This window comes from Dictyobacter formicarum (assembly GCF_016587435.1).
Map to the genome: position 1 here is coordinate 462,557 of NZ_BNJJ01000003.1, position 20,100 is coordinate 482,656.

Here is a 20,100-nt window from a genome sequence, read left to right on the forward strand (position 1 = left end):
AAGACACCATTAGTCCAAATAAGAAAATAAAAAATGAAAACTGCAAAATGAAGAGAGCGCTGCCGTTTAGGGTAGCACTGAAAGCACACGCTCAAGAAAAAGTTGGGTGCGTTTCTCTTTGGGTCGCTTGAACAACTCGTCCGGGTCGCCCTGTTCAACAATCGATCCATCAGACATAAAAACGACACGGTCGGAGACATCGCGAGCAAATTGCATCTCATGGGTGACCACAACCATGGTGCTACCTTCATAGGCGAGGTCTTTCATTACTTTAAGCACCTCACCAACCAATTCTGGGTCCAGTGCGGAGGTCGGCTCATCGAAGAGTAGGGCGCGAGGCTGCATCGCCAGGGCACGTGCGATTGCGACACGTTGCTTTTGACCACCAGAGAGACGGCCAGGATAGACATCCCGTTTCTCTAATAATCCCACTTTGGCCAGTAAACTTTCACCCAGGGCAACTGCCTGATTTTTGGAAAGCTTACGCACTAATAATGGTGCTTCAATCACGTTTTGTAACACCGTCATATGAGGGAAAAGATTGAAATTTTGGAAGACCATGCCCAATTCACGACGAATAGGACTCAACTGTTTCACCGGAAGATTCGGGTTCAGCCTCTCTCCTTGAATGTAAATTTCGCCGCTTGTAGCCTTTTCCAGGGCATTCAGACACCGGATGAGGGTACTTTTACCAGATCCACTGGGACCAATTAAAGCCACCACTTCTCGCCTTTTGACCTCGAAGTTGATGTCTTTGAGCACGTGCTTGTCGCCAAAATATTTATTGAGCTTATCGGTGCGGATTACGATATCACCCTCAACTGGAGTAAGATCCTGCAGTGACGCATTTTCAACAGGCTGAGATTGCTGAGGTTCGGAGTTCATGCGTCTGCCCTCCTTAGGCGTTAGTCCTTGATACAATTCAGCGCGTATCCTCACTTGTCAAATACTACAAACGCCTTCCTGCCTACAGGCGCTTCCTGTGGATGGTGTGGTTTATCAATCGGCAGTCTGCACACACAAAAAATTTACCATTTGTGATTACGAATATTGCTGGTCTTTGATAACAACCAGACAGGCATCCAATCAAAAATTATACACGATCTCCGCTAAAACTGTGCATTTAGATACAAAAATAGGACTGCCAGGGTATACTGCTATTTTTTCGATTGATCAGCAATCTGTAAAAACATTCACATCCATAATTTATAATATGTATTGCAGAAAAAAGCTTATATAAGCTTTTTTCTGCAATACATATTATAAATTAGCTCGGGCACGTCAACGCACGTCTGCAAAAGGATGACGCGATTTCCTGTGCACGAGGAATCGCATCCATTTTGAATACAAGTTAGGCGCAATTTATTTATTTTTATGAGTAACAAAGATTTCATTTTTCTTCAGCCCCATCAATGCTGTAGCAGTCGGAGACGCCTGCAGAAGTCGGGCCAGCTGGTAGTTATTGCATGAGTATACCCCTGCTTCAACCTGAGCTTTTAGCTGCTCTACCAGGGCGATACGGGCTTCTCCGTCTGTCCGTGCCAATACCAGCGCTTTCAAATAGGCGCTGTCCTCTTCTTGTCCTGGCACTTTGTTCTCCACATGTGGGTATGTAGTTGTATAACACGCATCTGTTAGAGTTCTGTGCTCTAATGCACGAAAATGCTTTCTTTGTGCATTCATAGTTGGCGACCTCCACCTACTTCTTATTACCTCTCAAGCCTCGCCCATAGATAGCCCTTATAATAGAAGGGTTGGCGCAAGGCGAGAGGAGGAACAGAGGTACCCACATCCTCAACACCCAATAACTACTTTCCAAACCATTCCACTGCCCCATCTTCCAACCGACTCTGTCCTCTCTCGACTCACATAGAGAGCATAACTCAGTTTTTTCAGCACCAGTAGAGATATTTGTCACCGAATGAGAGGTCAAAAAGTCCCAAAATGAAAAACAAGCGAATACTCTATCAAAGTCTCATCCGCTTTTTTTTAAGCATTCGTAGATAGATTTGGAGAATGCTGATTTAACATTCGCGATCTAATGAAAGCTGAACGGGAGTTTGTTTTTGAGTTTTCAGATAACGCCGTCGTCGATCCAGGCGTTGCATGCCTTTGTCGTGCTTACGATAGCGGCGCAAACGGAACAGCAGCAAACCAGCCATGATAATGGCTTCGGAACCCGCCGCAATCGCCAGTGCCAGTGGTACAACGAGAATAGCCACGGTCCCATGTAAAAACTGAAATAAAAAGTATAGCATGAACCAGCGTATCAGGAGCGCATACGTGTTGGTCACAAATGGAGTCCAGGCATCTTTCAAGGCAAAGAAACCACCTGAGAGCAGATTGCCAGCCGCCAGGCCGGGTAAGGCACAGGCATACCCCAACAGGGCCAGATTGGTTAGCTCGGAGGCGTGAGGATCAAAGGCTCCGTGCTGGAAGAGTAAATGGATCATAGGTTTGCCAAAAAGCGCCAGCACTATAGCCGCTGGCAGCGTCATAGCAATCGAGGCTCCTATCACCTTCCAGGCCATCTGGCTCATACGCACATAGCGGCCCGCGGTAGCTTCGACCGCCAGATGCGGCAATAAGGATTGTCCAATGGCCTGCCCGATCAAAGCTACAGGCAGGGCTTGCAACATCTCAGCATTATGGAGGGCAGCCAGACTGGCACTATCGGGCAGGTAGGATGTGAAATGGGTATCGATGATGTTGCCGATATAGGCCACACCAATAGCTAGCGCATTGGGCAATAACAGGATCAGTACCTGGTGTAGCCCGGGATGGAGGAAATCCCAGGTGAATGAGTAGCGCACCTGCTGCTTTGATAAGCCTGGCAACTGTACTACCAATTGCAGTAACACTGCCACCAGCGTGCCGTAGGTCGGACCATAAATGCCGACGCCCGGCACAAATTTGGCAACCAGCAATCCTCCAATCAAGCCTACATTATAGACGGCCAGCGAGACCGCTGGGAGGAGAAACTGACGTCGACTATTTAAAATAGCCGTTACGACTGTGCCCAGTCCCAGGATCAATGGCTGCACCAGCATAATGCGCGTTAATGTAGTGGTCAGATCTCTTTCCGCCGGTGAGTAGCCGGGAATCAGTATGCGATTGACAAAGACGGGCGCAATATATTCACCAAGCAGCAGCACCACAGTCATCATCACCAGTAGCAGGTTAAACACCAGGCTGGTTAAATGCCAGGCCTCCCTATCACCCTTTTCTTTTTCATAAGCCAGAAAAACTGGTATAAAAGCATGAATGAGAGCGCCACCGGCAATCAAATTATAAAGGGTATCTGGTAAGCGTGCCGCCGCATAGTATGCATTTGCATCAGGACCGACCCCGAAGAGGGCATTAAAGATAACCTGACGTACGACTCCTAAAACACGGGAAGTCATGAGCGCAAGCATCAGCAGAAACGCGCCCTCAACCACACTGAAACGACGCAGAGATAGGCCTCCACTCAAGCGAAAATTGCTAAGATTAAAACGGAGGAAACGCCCTCCCCAGACCATACGACGCTTGCGAGGCGTTTTATTAGAAGATTGTTGGGATGAATCGTTCTGCGGCTCGACATCGGCAACCACCGATGGTGAAGCATCACCCGTGTTACGTGTTTCGTACGAGATAAGAATCCCTCCTCTCGACCTGGCAAAGATTTTTTGAGCCTTGCTGTGGTCGATTATATCAGTCCATTAGCGTTAATGACTAGATAACACTCAAAAAGTACTGCTAAATTTACACTGTGGTCTATACAAACCAAAAGTACATTCGAGGCGAATAATACTTACGCCTTTGTGGGTACTAAACGTTATAACTACGCACTTTTGGGGCGGGGCTTATAAATGTTTAATCCTATCTTGATCTCTTCACGACCGGGCACAGCAATATTCCCCTCGGTGCTGGCGATTGTGATGGATTTTCCACTCGAGGAAAGACCGTATTCTTGATCTAAGTCGACCGCAATAATCAGTTTATTCCCTTCAACTTTTAAATCTACATTCTTCATAAAACCTCTCCATCTCATTAAACCGTCAGACTCGTGCCTGAGCGGCCTGGCTAATAATAGAGGAATCATCATTTATATCCCTCTACTATTGAATATACCTTAAAGATGTAAAGAAGAGGAAAAAAATAAGGGAAAGGCTAGTTGACATACCAGCCTTTCCCTTATTTTTTGAGATAACTTCTACGCCTGAACATTATACTTTGAACGCCGGCGACTGATTGAACCACCTTTACGTCCAGCCGCCTGGGCCTCTTCGCTTGTCCACTTGTGAGCTGTACCTAAAGCATGGGCGGCCTTCCCGCCTTTGCTTGCTATTTCACGTTTCTTCTCTGGACTCATTGAAGCGAATCCACGGCCACGCCCTTTTTGTGTCTGCATTATCTTTCTCCTCCTAAGAGTGTGAGATTTAACACCCTTAACTTATTCAGGACGTAAGAGTACAGGGGGGATCCCCAGAACTCTCTTCCCTACACATATTTTCTCCCTGGTACTCATCTTGAGGTCAAAGTAGGACTCTCCCTCAACCTACTACTAACAACACGACTCATCTGATAGTTTAGATACACATGAGACGACCAATTTTTTCTTTCATTTTTGATTCTCATAGTTCGAGTGTACGATGTGCCATCTTTACACTATGAGTTTCAAAAAATCATTTTTTACTTTTTCTTAGGACCGGGAGATGTGTAAAGATTATGAATACGTTTTGAATATCTTAGGGTGCAAAATACTTACTACTTTTGTCAGTGCTTTTTGCTCTCACAAAAGACTTAACATCCAATGTGTACAGGATAACAGGTGCTTTGAGGCCAGGACAACCCATGCATAAAAATTTTCAGCGTTTTCTAAGGTAGACTCATCTTTTTCTAAGCAAACTGTTGAGGCTGGCAATATGCTTGAGCTCATAACACCCTGATTCCACTGGTTTGAAGGGCGAAAAAACACAGCCGTTTCTAATGATTGATGAGTTTCCAGGCGCAACAAGTACTAGTACCATAAAAGGTCGGTAGTTGTATGGATTGTTTAAGTCGGGAATCTATTTTTCAAGCTCATACGTGCATAAATGCAAAACAATAAGTTGCGCCATTACAGCTCTTCTTACAGCAAAACTTTATCTGTAGTTGATATTGCGCCAGTTATCGATGCTGCAGTGGTAGCCACTGGCAGAGTTAAGGTGATAGTGGTTCCCTGACCTTCGTTGCTTTGCAAGGCAATCGTTCCATCCATGGCCTCTACTAGTTTTCGCACAATATATAAGCCCAGGCCAACGCCGCTAATCTGGCGTGCCGCTGGCTGTGGTAGACGCAAAAAAGGCTCAAACACAACAGACTGCTGCCAGGATGGAATACCAATACCATGGTCCCTTACAGTAATACATAGTTGTGGAATCTCAGCTTTAGTTATCAGGGCGTGATCCTCCAATAACAGATAATCAGCCAGGGGGAAAACACAATTGGAATAGACGAGAATCTCGATTAATCCGCCCTCAGGCGAGTATTTGATGGCGTTCTCTAATAAATTCTCCAGGATCTGGCGCACGCGGTGCTCATCGGCCCAGGCAGCGGGAAGTTCAGCGTCTGACAAACATTGGATCGTGAATTGCGCTGTCTCTTGCAGCGCTACACGATCCTGCATCTGCCGGGCCAGGCGTTGACAGAGAGGCACGAGATCCAGCGGCCCTGGACGCAATGTTGTATGTCCCGATTGCATACGTGCCAGGTCCAAGAGATCATCAACCAGCACCTCAAGGTGCTGCACCTGTTCCATTACTGACAGTAGATAGCGGCGCTGAGACTCAAGCGATATGGCATCTGCTGCCTCCTTATCTTCTTCTGTAAAGCCATAGGTTTGAAGCAATCCTATGTACCCTTTGATCACGCTTAAGGGTGCGCGAAAATCATGGCCAATCATGGATAGCAGCGCGTCTTGCTCAGATAATTTCCCCTCCGGTCTATCCATTTCGAGTAATGAGAGTGTAGAAGAAGCGTCAGTGGGATTGGTATCTAGCTGATAGGGCTGCACGATGCACAGGTGCTGCAAAGCCTGTTCTACTTGCCTGGCCAGCATGGGTAGAAATTGGGATAAGAGCTGCCCTTCACCAGGTCCAAACGCGTCTGCATCGGTGGTTGTGCAGACAATGATGCCCACAATGCCACCCGGACGCTTGAGGGGAGCGATCAGTATATGAACCGGCTTTTTATCTGTTTGATATCCCGGCGGCCTGACAAGCCTCCAAACAGAATCGGTCTGGATAGCGATATCGCACATAGCCCTCACGCGTTCTCCTGCTAGCAAACGCACATCGTGGATTGAACCATAACAACGAGCAGAGAAATCAAGTTTAGCAGTTGCTTGCGCTAAGAAGGGATGACAGAGGGTTGCATCGGGGCAATATAAGAACATGCATACATCTTCACAACACACAAGATCACGAATATATGCTGCCATTGTGTGGAAAAATCGGGAATTAAGCACGTCCATCTCCTTCTTAGCAACTCCCTCTAATAGAATTCTTCTTCAGTATATAGAAGAAACCAAGAAGCAAACGGCATTATAGCACATAAAACGGCCAGATTCGTGGAGAAATATACTGGTATGCCCTTGACCAGTCTGACGTTGAACGGTACAATTAAAACCACAACACCCTATGCTCAGCACTTTTACGGCACTGTTCTTGACAGGCTGCATGCAAACAGAGAATTGGCAACATACCCTGGTGCAATAGATGAACACTTTTTGCACAATATGTACACAGTAAAGAGGCGAGCTCAGGCGTGAGTGACATCCCCTCTTTACCAACCATCCATCTTAGGATACCGCAATAGGTAGCTATGTTATCATACTAATGTGTAGCGTATGCCAACCATGGTAAGAGAGGGCCACAGTGTATGTCTGAAAGAGACAGCCAACAGGCGCAACCCATTCCCCCAACAGAAAATGAGACAGAAACAGAGGGGTTTTTGTATCTCGAACAGAGCAGTGACAAAAATCCTGCCGAGACTGAAGATGGAGTATCTGAACAGATTGAGGTTGAACCAGCCACTCCACTTTCACCCAGAAACCGCGAACGTGCCGGAACGATCGAACATCTGGCCGCCCGCAAAACCTATCCAGAAGTAGATAAGAAGTCGCCTGAGCTGAAGCAGCGCTTAAGCACGCTGCGCACAGAAATTACGCGCATCATTACCAGTTTGCGCTGGGAAAATCAGTCGGTTGAGGAGACTGCCAGGCAATTGATTCCGCTCCTTAATATTGGCCCCATACCCCAATGGCGAGATATTTTAATTCCATTCTTACATGAAATTGATCGCGGGGGTACATTAATTCCAACCTGGCTGACGATTATTGAACAGGGGGACCCCGCTGATCTAGCGCCCAATGCCAATCCAGGTGAGACAGAACAAGGGCGCGCCCGGCGCTATGCTATCCTTATGCTTGGTAACTATCGCACGATGGGGATCGCAGGCACTGGACCACAGGCACGTTTCGCCAGCCGCAAAGATGATGGCAGCCTGGTTTCTATCGATCTGGCACAATATCTGGGTTCGCTGGCCACTGATCCGGATGTCTCTATGTATGCGAGCCAGGCGCTGGTCAAACATGCTACGGTAGCCTCGATGCAGGCGTTGATCGGCGCGTTAAAGGAGGCTCGGGGTTGGGCGAAGGTCGATGTGGTCGAGGGCTGCCTGGAACTTCAGCAAGAACGTTTCTATGATCTGCTGATTGATAGTGGCCTGGAACACGCGGTGGGGCTGGAAAATTATATCGCGGTACCGCTATACCGCACCATTCCACTCGAGCGTTACCTGGGAAATAAACAGGCTGCTCCTCGCTTAAGGACTAATGCGGCCCTGATTTTTCAGCAGGCGCTGGCAGACGGTAATAATTTCCCTGTCACTTCGACAGCAAATGAAACCCTGCCTCCAATTTTTAGTAGCCGCTTCCCTGCGGTGGCGCAGGCGCTCTTGCACAGCGCGACCTATGATCCAGACTGGCAACATGCAGTGGCACTGCACCAGTTGGGTATTCTGATGGGCCGCTACTGGAGCGAAATCAGCAAAAACACCATCACGGATCCGCGTATCCTGGAACCAATCTACCAGGTTCTGCCCTTGATGAATGAAGTTGAGCGCTGGATGAATGGTCCGGGGCGCGATGTCTTGCTGCAAACAATCGCGAATCCAGCAGAAGAGAAGCTCATACCAACCGCGCGCACTCTAGGGGACCTCAAAGATCCACGTGCCACGGTTCCTATCATTGAACGCCTGGAAGCGACAAAAACACTCAAGGATCGCGCGCATGCTTTAACCATCGGTGCGCTCTGCGATACGCTGGGTCGCATTGGCGATCGCAGGGCTGCCACCCCCATGTTCCAGTTACTGGCTCGCACGGTTGACATTGAGCGGCGCAAACAAATTCCCAAAAGGGGCGATACCCTGCCTCCGGGCGATCCTAATATCCCTGGTAGCATAGTTTATGCTGCGGTGGTACATGCCAGTGGGCAGATCGGGGACCCGGGTGTGATCCAGGGCGTCTGGGATGCCATTAAAGATGTCGATCCATATGTGCGAACACAGGGTCTGGAGGCATTGAAACTGCTCGATCCAGGAGGCGAAAGGCCCCAGAGCAAGGCAATAGCCCGCGAAGCGCTTTATGATCCACGCGCCTCGGTTGTACGCACCGCCAGTTCTCTGGTGCGACAATACAAGGACCAGGATGCGGTACCCATCCTGCAGCATGTCGCCGATTCGCGTACCGATCTCACCTATGAACTACAGGATATCCTCAGGCAATTAACATAAGAATGTGCTTTGCTTTCCCGCGTATGGGAAAGCAAAGTGCCCACGTACAGGCGTCCGCAGGCGCGGCCGCACTTTTTTGAGCGCCGTAGGCGCGTAGCGTCAGGGGCCGCAGGCACGAACCCTATAGCTTTCAAACATTGCATGTTCCCTGTGTTGATGCCCCCATTAGAGGGCATCAACACAGGGAACATGCAATGTAGCACTATTGTCTTATTCCACCCTAAAACATTTATGGTCTTCCTGTATACTGAAAATAGGGAAGAGTATGATTTACTGGTTGAGAGTACCTATCTTTCTTTGTTTCTATACTCTCACCGTCTTAAAATCACAAAGGATTTTTGAGATGAACATGTTGGTGGGGAAACATCTCGGAGGGTATCGCCTGCAGCGACTCGTCGAGAATGGTGGTATGGGTGATATATATCTGGCTCAACATACACGTATCGGGCGAAGAGTAGCCATCAAGGTGGTGTGCGGGGATTTACGTGCCGTTCCCAATACGCCCGAGGGGAAACAGGCGGCCGAACGCTTTGAGCGCGAAGCACGTGCTGTTGCCGAATTGGAACATGAACATATTTTGCCGCTCTATCACTTCGGCGAGGAAAATCTGGATACAGGTATTGGTCCGATTACGTACCTGGTGATGCCATACATTTCAGAGGGCTCGCTCTGGAACTGGCTGCAACAGCGCACGCAACAATTTGGTTTCGGCTGGCCTATTTCCGCTGAAGAGGCTGGCTATTATCTTCTGCAGGCGGCTTCGGCACTGCAATATGCACATGATCATGGTATCATTCATCGTGATATTAAACCAACAAATTTTTTAATTCGCGTTGAGCGCGGCCCGCTAAAAAATGATCAATATCCTTATCTAGCAAATATTTTTCCACACGGAAGACCACATCTCTTACTGGCTGATTTTGGTCTGGCCTCATTCTATCGGGCGGGACGCTCCCTCCATCGTTCGGTGGGCACGCCTTTGTATATGGCCCCTGAACAATTTGATGATCCATCGCTGGCCACGTCGGTCCACGTCGGTCCGTCAGCAGATCAGTATGCACTGGCAGTTATGATGTATCAGTTGATGACCGGGCGCGCTGTTTTTGAGGGCACTGCGGCCCAGTTATTGCACCATCATCACCATACTCCGCCTGAGCCTCCCAGTAAATTTAATACGAGCTTGCCCAGGGAGCTGGATGAAGTGTTCTTACGAGCCCTGGCGAAAAAGCCAGAGCAGCGCTACCCTAACATACTTGAGTTTGCGCAGACCTATGATGCGGCCCTACAATCGGCTCTACGTGCCCGCCAGTCTTATCAAAGCATTAACCGACCGGCCACCATTCAGCGTGAGGGTTCGCGGGAAACCAGGACATTTGCTGCTCAAAAACCACGCGAGGCGACAACTCTGCCTATGCCTCCACAGGAAAAAGTAGCGCATCAGGCAGCCACAGAGCTCCAACGCGGGGGAGCACAGGTTGCAACGTTAGAAGAGCCCGAACGTACCCAGCACAGGCAGGTGCCGGTCTCTCTGGTCCTCAAAGGCAAAGCTATTACCGACCATCCAGCCCTGCTCTCTGCCATTCCGACCATTACTGGCCTGCAAAAAACAATGCCACTACGTTTCGTGCGCCTATCGCCAATTCTAGCCTTCATTCTGCTGAGCCTGGTATTCTTGCTGCTGATCGCGGTAGCTATCCTGGTCGCCATGCTACTCGTACTGCATGGGCACTAAGAGGGTACGCTTCCCGTCTGCACTGGAGCGACCTGCTTCTCAGTGCAGACGGGCGCATGCCCCCCCAGGCTTGTGAACCATCCTTGCGATGGCTATCGCGAGGATGGAAGGAAACTTTTAGGCAGTTACAGGAATGATGGGCAGTGCCACAAAAGAGGGATGCGCGGCATCGTGCAGTAAGGTTTGATGGGCGATAACCAGTTCGTTATCGGCGCCCAGCACATGGCCGGTATTGGGATTGCGATCCCAACGCGGGAAATTGCTGCTGGTGATATCTAAACGGATGCGGTGTCCCTGTTTAAACACATTGCTGGTAGACCAGAGGTCGATAACATACTCGTAGGCCTGCCCTGGCTCTATCAGCGCTGGTTCGGCATCAGTTGAAAAATTGCGATAGCGTGCCCGGATAATCCCATCCGTGAGGTTCTGGGCATAGCCATCCGGGTACACATCAACCAGGCGCGCCACAAAATCGGTATCAACAGCACTGGAAATTGCCCACAGGTGCACTAAGATGGGGCCTGTCACCTCCACATCCTGCATTAAGGCAGGGGTTGTATAAACTAGAACATCTGGTCGTTGCTCGGTTGGTCGCTGGTCAAAGACACCACCGGGGTACTCCGGTGTCATCAGTAGTGCGCCACCTCTGGTGATAACAGGATTAGCAGGATCATAGGTATAGGTATCAGGCTGCTCAACTTCGGGAACCTCGGTAGAGAGTGTGCCATCCCCGTCCAATGTGTTGGCCTGACCGGCGCTATGTAGATAATAGCGGGTTTCGACTGCGCGGGCCAGCGGCCATTCCTGCTCATCACGCCAGACATTAGCTCCCATAACAAACAACTTGATCGGTGCTTCAGATAGGATACCGGTATCCTGTCCTTTCAGGAAATGATCAAACCAGCGTAGCTGCATGCTCATGATATCGCTTTTTAGATCAAGCAGACCGGGCATAGCCGCAAAACCAAAATTCTTTTCGCCCACTGGATTTGAAGAACCACCATGAATCCATGGGCCGATCAGGAGCTGGCTCTGCTTTGCGGCTGGCGTACTGCCATCCTCGCGCATAATACGGAAATTCTCCAGTGTGTCCTGCAAGAAAATATCGTACCAGCCACCAATATTAAAGGTAGGCACAGTAACCTGATCATGCTTACCTAAAATGGTCATCGGCTCAACCAGTTCAGGGCTCATCGGCTTTTCAAATACATCATAAAAGTCTGGCGCCATATTCTTATATTTTAGAGGAGCAAAATCTTTGAGAGGCAATGACCAGTAGCCCTGGGAGCCCAGCGTATCCATTGTCTTTGCCCATGTATACATATCTGTACCCAACTGAACAGGATCGCGCTCAATGACATGGCGGCGCATCAATACATTAGCTGCCATTGCCAGTTGCCATGAAGCGGTCGTACCCAGTTCCAGGGCTCCACCACGGAACATGACACCATTGAGAGGATCATTCCAGGTAATATAGGGGATAAACGTCTTCAAGGCGACCGGCTGATGCACGGCGGCTGACCACTGGGTGAAGCCAAAATAGGAGGCTCCAAACATGCCTACCTCGCCATTGCTATATGGAAGCTGAGAGGCCCAGGCGATCGTGTCCAGGCCATCCAGGGCCTCTCTACGCATAGGTGACCACTCACCATCCGAGGCAAAACGACCTCGCGTATCTTGCACAATCACAACATAGCCACGACGAGCCGCCTGAACGGGGTCCAGCACGCCTGCCGCACTGGGAAAATCTTTTCCATATGGTAAGCGGGTCAGCAGTACTGGCCACTGCCCCTCCCCCTCGGGGCGATACACATTGGCACGTAGCGTAACTCCGTCGCGCATCTGTGCAGGGACATCAAACTCAATCTTCACTGATAGGCCCGGCTGAACTGACATGGGTACATTTCTCCTTATTGGTATATGCGCTTCATTACAATATTTTGGAGGAAAAAGCCAACAAATCCATCATACAACGTCGGAGAAAAGTGTGCCACAGAAGGTTTATTTCTATAAAAGCTCTATTTCAGGGGCAAATGAAAACCACCACTGGTTTTAATACATGATTCTTGACACATGAAGATCTCATTCGTTATACTCAGTCCAATGGTGGATGAAAAACCCATCGATAAATCCTTGCAAGCCCGCTTCAGGCAGCAAAATAGAGTGGAACCATATGTCGCAAGAACAAACATCGGGAGCATACCTTGTCATCCAGAAAGGCTCTCTGGCTGGTAAGCGTATCGAATTGTGGAAAGAGTGTACAACCATCGGGAGAAGCCGCGATAGTGATATCTTTTTGGAAGATATCACGGTTCATCGCAAGCAGGCTCGCATTCTGTTTACAGATAATGGCTATGCACTGCGTGATGATCATGGTAGTGGGGATTGTTTTGTCAATGGAAACTCTGTTGTTGAGCAGTTACTCAATAGTGGAGATGAACTTCAGTTTGGTAACACTCAAATGACATTCTTTGCCAATGAGGGGACCCGTCCATTTCAACTTCCATCCTCGCGTGGACGCGAGCTCCATATGGGAAAGACGCCTGCACCGGATTCAACACTCATCGCGCGTCTGCAATTTACCAATAGCGGGAGCAGCGTGCGCAGTATCGAACTGTTATCAGGCATGACGATTGGGCGCAGCCGCGAATGCGATATCTTCCTGGAAGATTTGACCGTCAGCCGACACCATGCAACCATCAATGAAGTCGCGCAGGGCCAGTATGAAATTGTAGATAATCGCTCGGCTACCGGCACCTTTGTTAATGGGAAGCCTGTCATCCGCTGCATTTTGAATGAGGGTGATCAACTACAAATCGGCAATACGATCATGGTATTTCGCCTGACACGCGCGTGATCGATTCATTTGATCACGCGCCACTGTTCACGGGAATTACGTCCGGCAACTATTGTATCGGCTACGATACAGGCCCCAGCCGCTGCCTCAAATATTGAATACGCTCGTTGTAGATATCTACCTCGCTACCATCTGCCCGCTTTACCGGCCGGTCATAGGCCCGCGTGTCGCGCATAAAACGGCGCACTTCGCGCGTGATGTCATGCTGATAGCTCGCTCCTCTTTCACGCACCAGCGTGGCAGAAATATCACGATAGGCTGGATCAAATGGCTGGGATTGCACATAGCGCGCAAAACGTTGATTCTGTGGCCGCTGCAACAGTTCAGCCAGAGCGTCCTCCCCAGCCGATCCTCGTGGCACCACTAACAATTCGGCCAGATTAAAGAGTGCCTCTAGCGAAGCATCCCGGTCCTCGTAGTAGCGGGGATCAAAAATCTGCTCAATCTTGTCAAACCCCATCAAGAACAGGATGCGCTTCACTTTTGGGAAGGAATGACGGATGGCCTGGGCCTGCTCAACATACAGTCCACGATTGAAGAGCAGAATACCAGTCTGGGGTAGGCGCGTGCACAACAAATCTTGCAGCAATATGACGCGATCCAGCAATAAAGGTCGCTCAACCCCCTCTTTATCTACAGTGCGCTTGCTAAAAGCAGCATAGAGATGAGTCGGCTCGAGTTGCGCCTTCGCATAGCGCTGGGCCTGCTTGAGCAGAGCAAGGTGTGCCACTGTGGGAGGATTAAATGAGCCCGTAAAGATAATGATCGTATCCTGTGGCTGCCTGGTGCCAGGAGCACAGACCACTTGCGGGGAAGCATCTGGTTGCAGCTGATCAAGCAAGCGCTGTACATGCTGCATACGCTGTAGTCTTGTCGTTGAGATATACATAATAATACATAGCCAGGGATGCGAGGGCAGCACCCTCGCATCCCTGCTTTCTCCTCTGCCACTCTATAAGGTAGCTTACAGGGGATTAAGCCTGTAAGAGGCGGCGTAGAACGGTTGGGAGGATACCGCCATTTTCATAGTAGGTGACGTCGATCGCGCTATCCAGGCGTGCGATAGTCTGGAAGGAGAAGGTGGAACCATCTTCTCGTGTGACTTTAATGGTCACTTCCTGACGTGGCTTTAAACCTGCGGCGATACCAACGATCTCATAAGTCTCACGACCAGTCAGGTTGAGCGATTCTTTGCTTTCACCCTGCTGGAACTGCAAAGGTAAGATGCCCATACCAACCAGGTTACTGCGGTGGATACGCTCGAAGCTTTCGGCAATGGCCGCACGAATACCGAGCAGCAAGGGTCCTTTGGCCGCCCAGTCGCGTGAACTACCAGATCCATACTCTTTACCAGCGATAACGAGCAAGGGAACTCCGTCCTTCCGGTATTGCTCGGAAGCTTCGTAAATGGTCTGTTCGGCCCCATCGGGTAAGTGAACGGTATAGAAGCCTTCCTTACCTTCCACCAGATGGTTGCGTAGGCGAATGTTGCCAAAGGTGCCGCGCACCATCACTTCGTGATTACCGCGACGAGCTCCATACGTGTTGAAGTCGCGCCTGGCGACCCCATGCTCAATCAGGTACTGGCCCGCGGGACTCTTCTCGGCAAAGCTGCCAGCTGGCGAGATGTGGTCGGTGGTAATGGAATCGTCTACCATGACCAGCACACGCACCCCGGTAATATCCTTCACCGGCTCTGGCTCGGGCGACATGTCCTTGAAGAAGGGAGGCTCCTGAATATAGGTCGAGTTGGCATCCCACTCAAAGAGGGGTCCGGTCGCGTTGGAGAGCGCCTGCCAGTGCTCATCGCCCTCAAATACATGAGCATAGTTCTTCGAGAATACTTCGGGCGTGACGGCCTTCTGTACCAGGTTGCGTACCTCCTGCTGAGTGGGCCAGATATCACGCAGGTAGACCTTTTCGCCGTTGGCGTCGGTTCCAATCGGGTCGCTGGTCAGGTCGATGTCAACTGTGCCAGCCAGAGCGTAGGCAACGACCAGCGGCGGAGAGGCCAGGAAGCTGGCGCGCACCTGTGGGTGAATACGACCCTCAAAGTTGCGGTTTCCGCTCAGGACAGCAGCAACAACCAGGTCGTTATCCTGTACCGCCTCGGCCACTGGTTCGGCCAGTGGACCGCTATTGCCGATGCAGGTGGTGCAGCCGAAACCAACCAGGTGGAAGCGCAGGGCCTCCAGGTAAGGGATCAGGTCGGCGTTCTCCAGATAATCGATTACGGCACGTGAGCCAGGGGCCAGGCTGGTCTTGATGGCTGGATTGACCGAAAGACCGCGCTCGACAGCATGCTTGGCCACCAGACCTGCGGCAATCATCACAGAAGGATTCGAGGTATTGGTGCAGCTGGTAATGGCGGCAATGGCCACCGAACCATTGGTCAACTGGGTCTGTACATGACCAAGCTCAACGGTGACCTCTTGACTGGTCGGCTTCTCGGCCACTGCGGTGGCGGTAGCCGTCGCTGCCTGGGTAGCTTGAGTTGCCGTCTTAAAACGATCGGCATACGCGCTGCGGAACGTCTGGGATAGCGCACTCATCGGCACACGATCCTGCGGCCGACGAGGACCCGCCAGGCTAGGCTCAACGGTGCTCAAATCTAGCTCGATCAAATCGTCGAACTGAGGCTCAACAGTCTCGTCGGTGCGGAAAAGTCCCTGAGCCCTGGTGTAATGCTCGACCAGCTCAACTAGTTTGACATCCCGACCAGTATCACGCAGATAGCGCAGTGTCTCCTCATCCACCGGGAAGAGCGTGGCGGTGGCGCCAAACTCTGGCGACATATTTGAGATAGTAGCTCGATCGGCTAGTCCAAGCTGGCTCAGACCAGGACCAGTAAACTCGACAAATTTTGCTACCACGCCGCGCTTACGTAACATCTGGGTGACAGTCAATACCAGGTCGGTTGCTGTCGCACCTTCTGGCAAGGCACCCGTCAGACGCATACCAATTACTTCAGGTGTTAACAAGTAGAGCGGCTGACCCAGCAATACGGCCTCGGCTTCGATACCTCCTACACCCCAACCTAGTACACCCAGTCCATTGATCATGGTCGTATGCGAATCGGTACCTACTAATGAATCCGGGTAAGCAACGGTCTCACCATTATCATCTCTAGTCATAACAACCGAAGCCAGGTACTCCAGGTTCACCTGGTGCACAATACCGGTTCCAGGAGGCACAACACGAAAGTTACTGAAGGCTTGCTGGCCCCAGCGTAACAGAGCATAGCGCTCGCTGTTGCGCTCATATTCACGCTCTACGTTGCGAGCAAATGCCATAGTAGAACCAAACGAGTCTACCTGGACAGAATGGTCGATAACCAGGTCTGCGGGAACCAGCGGATTGATTTTCTGAGGATCACCATTCAGTCGCGCCACAGCGGAACGCATAGCGGCCAGATCGGCGACTGCGGGCACGCCGGTAAAATCCTGCAACAGGACGCGCCCTGGTAGGAAGGGATATTCAGCTTCGCTGGATGCTGCCTTTCCGGGCGTCCAGGCAGCCAGTGAGCGTACATCTTCTTCCGTAACCAGATCATTGCCAGCATGGCGTAACAAATTTTCGAGAATAATTTTGATCGTAAATGGAAGTCGATCAAGACCTTGCACACCACGCTCCGCCAGAGCGGCGAGGCGATAGTAGTGGACTGTACCATAAGCGCCCTCTAGAGTTGCGCGGGCTCCAAATACATCTTTGTACATAGTCATATCAGGTCCTTTTAGGAGTATTTTGTGTAGGGAGACAGATAGTGGCACCAAAGCGTGCGCGCGCCAAACCTACATTTTTAAACAGCTAACATTCTTTCAGTCTTTATTATATAGCATAAAAATACCTTTGTGGGTATATGCACAAAAACACAAAAAGAGTATAAGAAGCATAAAAGCATAAGAATATCACGATTGAAACAGATTTTTATGGAAAGCAAAAAAAAGCTGAATGCATCGGCACGCCCGTGTGCCGATGCAGAGGTTTGATGCTAGTCGTGAATACAGTCACCAACATGGATGGTGCCACCAGAAATAATCTTTGCCCCTAATCCCCCACGATGAATAAAACCAACGGCGACCTTATGGTTGGTCTGCTCCATTAAATGAGGACATGGCTCACAGAGAGCGATGCCGCGCAAGACCGTTGCGCCAATGCGGAATTCTCGATCCACCAGATGGCTGAGAGCAAAACCCCGGGTGACAATGTTGCGCCGCATATCGGCGGCGGTTACCGAGATTTTATTTTCCATCTGGACACTTTCTAAAGCTTCGCTTTCAATTAAAGTGACCTCGTAGTTTTGCTCACCAGGACCAGAGTGGGTACCAGTTCTGGCATAATAACGATCTCCAACAATACCTTGCTCTGCTACTAAAAGAACATTTTCGACCTCTTGCATCGGCTCATTAGCGGCTGGTGCAATATATAATGCTACCACCTCGCCATCCCACCATGTTTTTTCAGTCATTATTTCTTCCTTATTCAATATCCAGACAAAATTGGTCTCTGCTGGCTACAGAAGCCGAAGAACAACATCCATATTGCAAAATGATAGATCAAAAGCGAGATGGTGAGCGTATATACAACAGAGAGTATGTTTAGAGCGCTGTGTGAAAACTGGTAAGTATAAAAAAATGTTCCATTCAAGACCATCTCACGTGAGAGTATAGAAGAAACATTTAACTAAGTCAATAGAAAAATCATCCTTGATAAGGAGATACTACCAGAACAAGAAAAAAGGGCTAACAGGATGTCCAGAAGCACAGCAGTGCATTGCAACTGGTGGTACACTAAGGGAAAATAGGCATACTCATGTGCTCCAATTTCGCGTCCAACCGGGACGAGATAAGCGAGCGCTCTTTTATATATTGTATTGACAAGGCAGCAATGCTTTCGCTACAGTAGAGAAACGATATATTTTATGCACAATATCTATGTGTAGGACAGGGAGGAAGGACGGTCATGGGGAAGTGTTTGGACTTCAAAGGCTGTGGATTTGACAATCGAGATGAGGCACGCTTCTGTTCACAGTGTGGTATTCCAACCAGAGGTACTGTACTACAGGGCCGTTACGAAATCCAATCCTTGATTGGCAAAGATCGTGGGACGGTCACCTTCCAGGCTACTGATCTGCTGAATCAACAGGCAGTGACGGTACGTGCATTGATTCCTAGAGACACAAATGCACAGGAACGGGACAACTTTTTACAGGATGCGGAACTGGCGGTCTCACTATCGACACATGTCAGCGATCCTGGTAGTATCCGTGTCGTTGACTACGGACAGGATGGCCCGATCGTTTATATGGTGAAAACGGCAGCGGCAGCCACGCCCCAACAGCCCTCCCCGCTGTCGCGCATTATCAATCGCCTCTCCAGTGATTTCTTTCCACAGACACCACCTACGAGTGATATTGGCGATGAGGAGACAACCCAGATTCGTATAGCTGTCCCAACTGGCACTTCCCAGCCTGCTTCCACGCCCAGGCAAACGCCGACCCCGGCCGTGCGAGATTGGTTGGCGGAAGGGAACATGGCCTATGAGCATGGGAATTACGAGCAAGCGTTAATGGCCTACGACATGACAACCCGCCAGGATAGGGCTTCAGTTGAAGCCTGGAGCGGCAAAGGGGCAACATTGCTGCATCTGGGTCGGCCAGAAGAGGCTCTACAGGCCTATGACCAGGCCATCGCGCTCAGTCCACGTGATCCCGAACACTGGACTTCACGCGCCAGTGTTCTGCATGACCTGCAACGCTACGACGAAGAGATGTATTGTTATGATCAGGCTCTGACATTTGATCCTGACTATGTCTATGCCTGGAGTGGACGTGGTATGGCGCTGGCGGAGCAGGGATATGCGGAAGAAGCGCTGGTCGCCTTTGACCGGGCCTTGCTGCTGGATTCTCAACAGGCGACGGTCTGGCAGGCCATGGGCGATACCCTCTATAGCCTGCATCGCTACGATGAGGCTTTACAGGCTATCGATCGGGCATTCGCATTAGATGATAGCCAGGCCTCCCTCTGGGATACCAAGGGCAATATTCTGCGGCGCTTAAAACAACCAGAACAGGCTCTGGCATTGCATGAGAAAGCCACGCAGATTGAGCCTGATAGCGCCACGAACTGGTTCGATAAAGCCAATGATCTACGCGATATGCGCCGTTTTGGGGAAGCACTTAATGATTATGATAGAGCGTTAGCACTTGACCCAACATTAGCTGGCGCGTGGTATAATCGAGGCAATGTATTAGCAGCACTACGGATGTTCGAAGATGCTTTAAACTCGTATGATCATGCTTTGCAATATGATGACGGACTGATCTCAGCTTGGTATAATAAAGGAAGTCTGTTGCATGAGTTACAACGTCACCAGGAAGCACTCGCGGCCTTTGACCGCGCCCTGGCGCTGGACGTGCATTATATTGCCGCGTGGAATAATAAAGGACTTTCGCTCTTTGCACTTGGTCGGCTCGAAGAAGCTCTTGCTGCGTTAGATCAAGCAACATCCTTTGCTCCTGAGGAACCTGATGCCTGGTATAATAAGGCGGTTGTCCTCGAAAAACTGGGGCGCAAGCAAGAAGCGATTACGTGTCGGGATTGGGCACGCTCACTCGATCAACAAACCGAACAAGCATAGGGACTCTAGTACAAGGATTATGTTTATGCATGCGGTAATGCTATCCTTGCTGATA

Annotated in this window: 14 protein-coding genes; 4 read left to right on the forward strand and 10 right to left on the reverse strand. The window is 50.1% G+C overall.

Features of this window, described 5'->3' with window-relative positions:
• Positions 1 to 66: 66 nt before the first annotated feature.
• The 6 genes from JMI88_RS07110 to JMI88_RS07135 all read right to left on the reverse strand — a co-directional run bounded on the left by JMI88_RS07110 (position 67) and on the right by JMI88_RS07135 (position 6,418).
• Positions 67 to 885: an amino acid ABC transporter ATP-binding protein gene (locus JMI88_RS07110; RefSeq protein ID WP_201361099.1), complete on the reverse strand. Its 819-nt coding sequence runs from the start codon at positions 883 to 885 to the stop codon at positions 67 to 69.
• A 477-nt stretch (positions 886 to 1,362) separates the two neighbouring features.
• Positions 1,363 to 1,683, reverse strand: coding sequence for a hypothetical protein (locus tag JMI88_RS07115; protein ID WP_201361100.1), 321 nt, complete (start codon positions 1,681 to 1,683; stop codon positions 1,363 to 1,365).
• Between the two features lie 341 nt (positions 1,684 to 2,024).
• A complete protein-coding gene (murJ, locus tag JMI88_RS07120; RefSeq protein WP_201361101.1) occupies positions 2,025 to 3,593 on the reverse strand; it encodes a murein biosynthesis integral membrane protein MurJ in 1,569 nt (522 codons plus the stop codon).
• Between the two features lie 230 nt (positions 3,594 to 3,823).
• Positions 3,824 to 4,015 carry a hypothetical protein gene (locus JMI88_RS07125; protein ID WP_201361102.1) on the reverse strand — a complete coding sequence of 64 codons (192 nt, stop codon included), beginning with the start codon at positions 4,013 to 4,015 and terminating at the stop codon, positions 3,824 to 3,826.
• A 180-nt stretch (positions 4,016 to 4,195) separates the two neighbouring features.
• Positions 4,196 to 4,393: a KGG domain-containing protein gene (locus JMI88_RS07130; RefSeq protein ID WP_126551677.1), complete on the reverse strand. Its 198-nt coding sequence runs from the start codon at positions 4,391 to 4,393 to the stop codon at positions 4,196 to 4,198.
• 720 nt (positions 4,394 to 5,113) lie between these two features.
• The gene (locus tag JMI88_RS07135; RefSeq protein WP_201361103.1) at positions 5,114 to 6,418 is read right to left on the reverse strand and encodes a sensor histidine kinase; all 1,305 of its coding nucleotides are present in this window, start codon (positions 6,416 to 6,418) and stop codon (positions 5,114 to 5,116) included.
• 485 nt (positions 6,419 to 6,903) lie between these two features.
• On the opposite strand from JMI88_RS07135, the gene JMI88_RS07140 reads away from it, so the two are divergent.
• The gene (locus JMI88_RS07140; protein WP_201361104.1) at positions 6,904 to 8,817 is read left to right on the forward strand and encodes a HEAT repeat domain-containing protein; all 1,914 of its coding nucleotides are present in this window, start codon (positions 6,904 to 6,906) and stop codon (positions 8,815 to 8,817) included.
• A 343-nt stretch (positions 8,818 to 9,160) separates the two neighbouring features.
• Positions 9,161 to 10,549, forward strand: coding sequence for a serine/threonine protein kinase (locus JMI88_RS07145; protein WP_201361105.1), 1,389 nt, complete (start codon positions 9,161 to 9,163; stop codon positions 10,547 to 10,549).
• A 117-nt stretch (positions 10,550 to 10,666) separates the two neighbouring features.
• Here the strand turns inward: JMI88_RS07145 and JMI88_RS07150 are convergent, their stop codons facing one another.
• Entirely contained in the window at positions 10,667 to 12,445 is a 1,779-nt protein-coding gene (locus JMI88_RS07150) for a CocE/NonD family hydrolase (protein WP_201361106.1), read from the reverse strand.
• A 277-nt stretch (positions 12,446 to 12,722) separates the two neighbouring features.
• Between JMI88_RS07150 and JMI88_RS07155 the strand changes: the two genes are divergently transcribed.
• Complete coding sequence (locus JMI88_RS07155) at positions 12,723 to 13,406, forward strand: FHA domain-containing protein (protein WP_201361107.1); 684 nt, start codon at positions 12,723 to 12,725, stop codon at positions 13,404 to 13,406.
• Between the two features lie 61 nt (positions 13,407 to 13,467).
• Here JMI88_RS07155 and JMI88_RS07160 read toward each other — a convergent pair whose 3' ends face one another.
• The 3 genes from JMI88_RS07160 to JMI88_RS07170 form a co-directional block, all read right to left on the reverse strand.
• A complete protein-coding gene (locus JMI88_RS07160; RefSeq protein WP_201361108.1) occupies positions 13,468 to 14,265 on the reverse strand; it encodes a nucleotidyl transferase family protein in 798 nt (265 codons plus the stop codon).
• 115 nt (positions 14,266 to 14,380) lie between these two features.
• Positions 14,381 to 17,128, reverse strand: a complete 2,748-nt coding sequence (gene acnA / locus JMI88_RS07165; protein WP_201361109.1) for an aconitate hydratase AcnA — start codon at positions 17,126 to 17,128, stop codon at positions 14,381 to 14,383.
• A gap of 269 nt (positions 17,129 to 17,397) precedes the next feature.
• The gene (locus JMI88_RS07170) at positions 17,398 to 17,874 is read right to left on the reverse strand and encodes an MOSC domain-containing protein (protein ID WP_201361110.1); all 477 of its coding nucleotides are present in this window, start codon (positions 17,872 to 17,874) and stop codon (positions 17,398 to 17,400) included.
• 494 nt (positions 17,875 to 18,368) lie between these two features.
• On the opposite strand from JMI88_RS07170, the gene JMI88_RS07175 reads away from it, so the two are divergent.
• Positions 18,369 to 20,045 carry a tetratricopeptide repeat protein gene (locus tag JMI88_RS07175; RefSeq protein ID WP_201361111.1) on the forward strand — a complete coding sequence of 559 codons (1,677 nt, stop codon included), beginning with the start codon at positions 18,369 to 18,371 and terminating at the stop codon, positions 20,043 to 20,045.
• Positions 20,046 to 20,100: the final 55 nt, after the last annotated feature.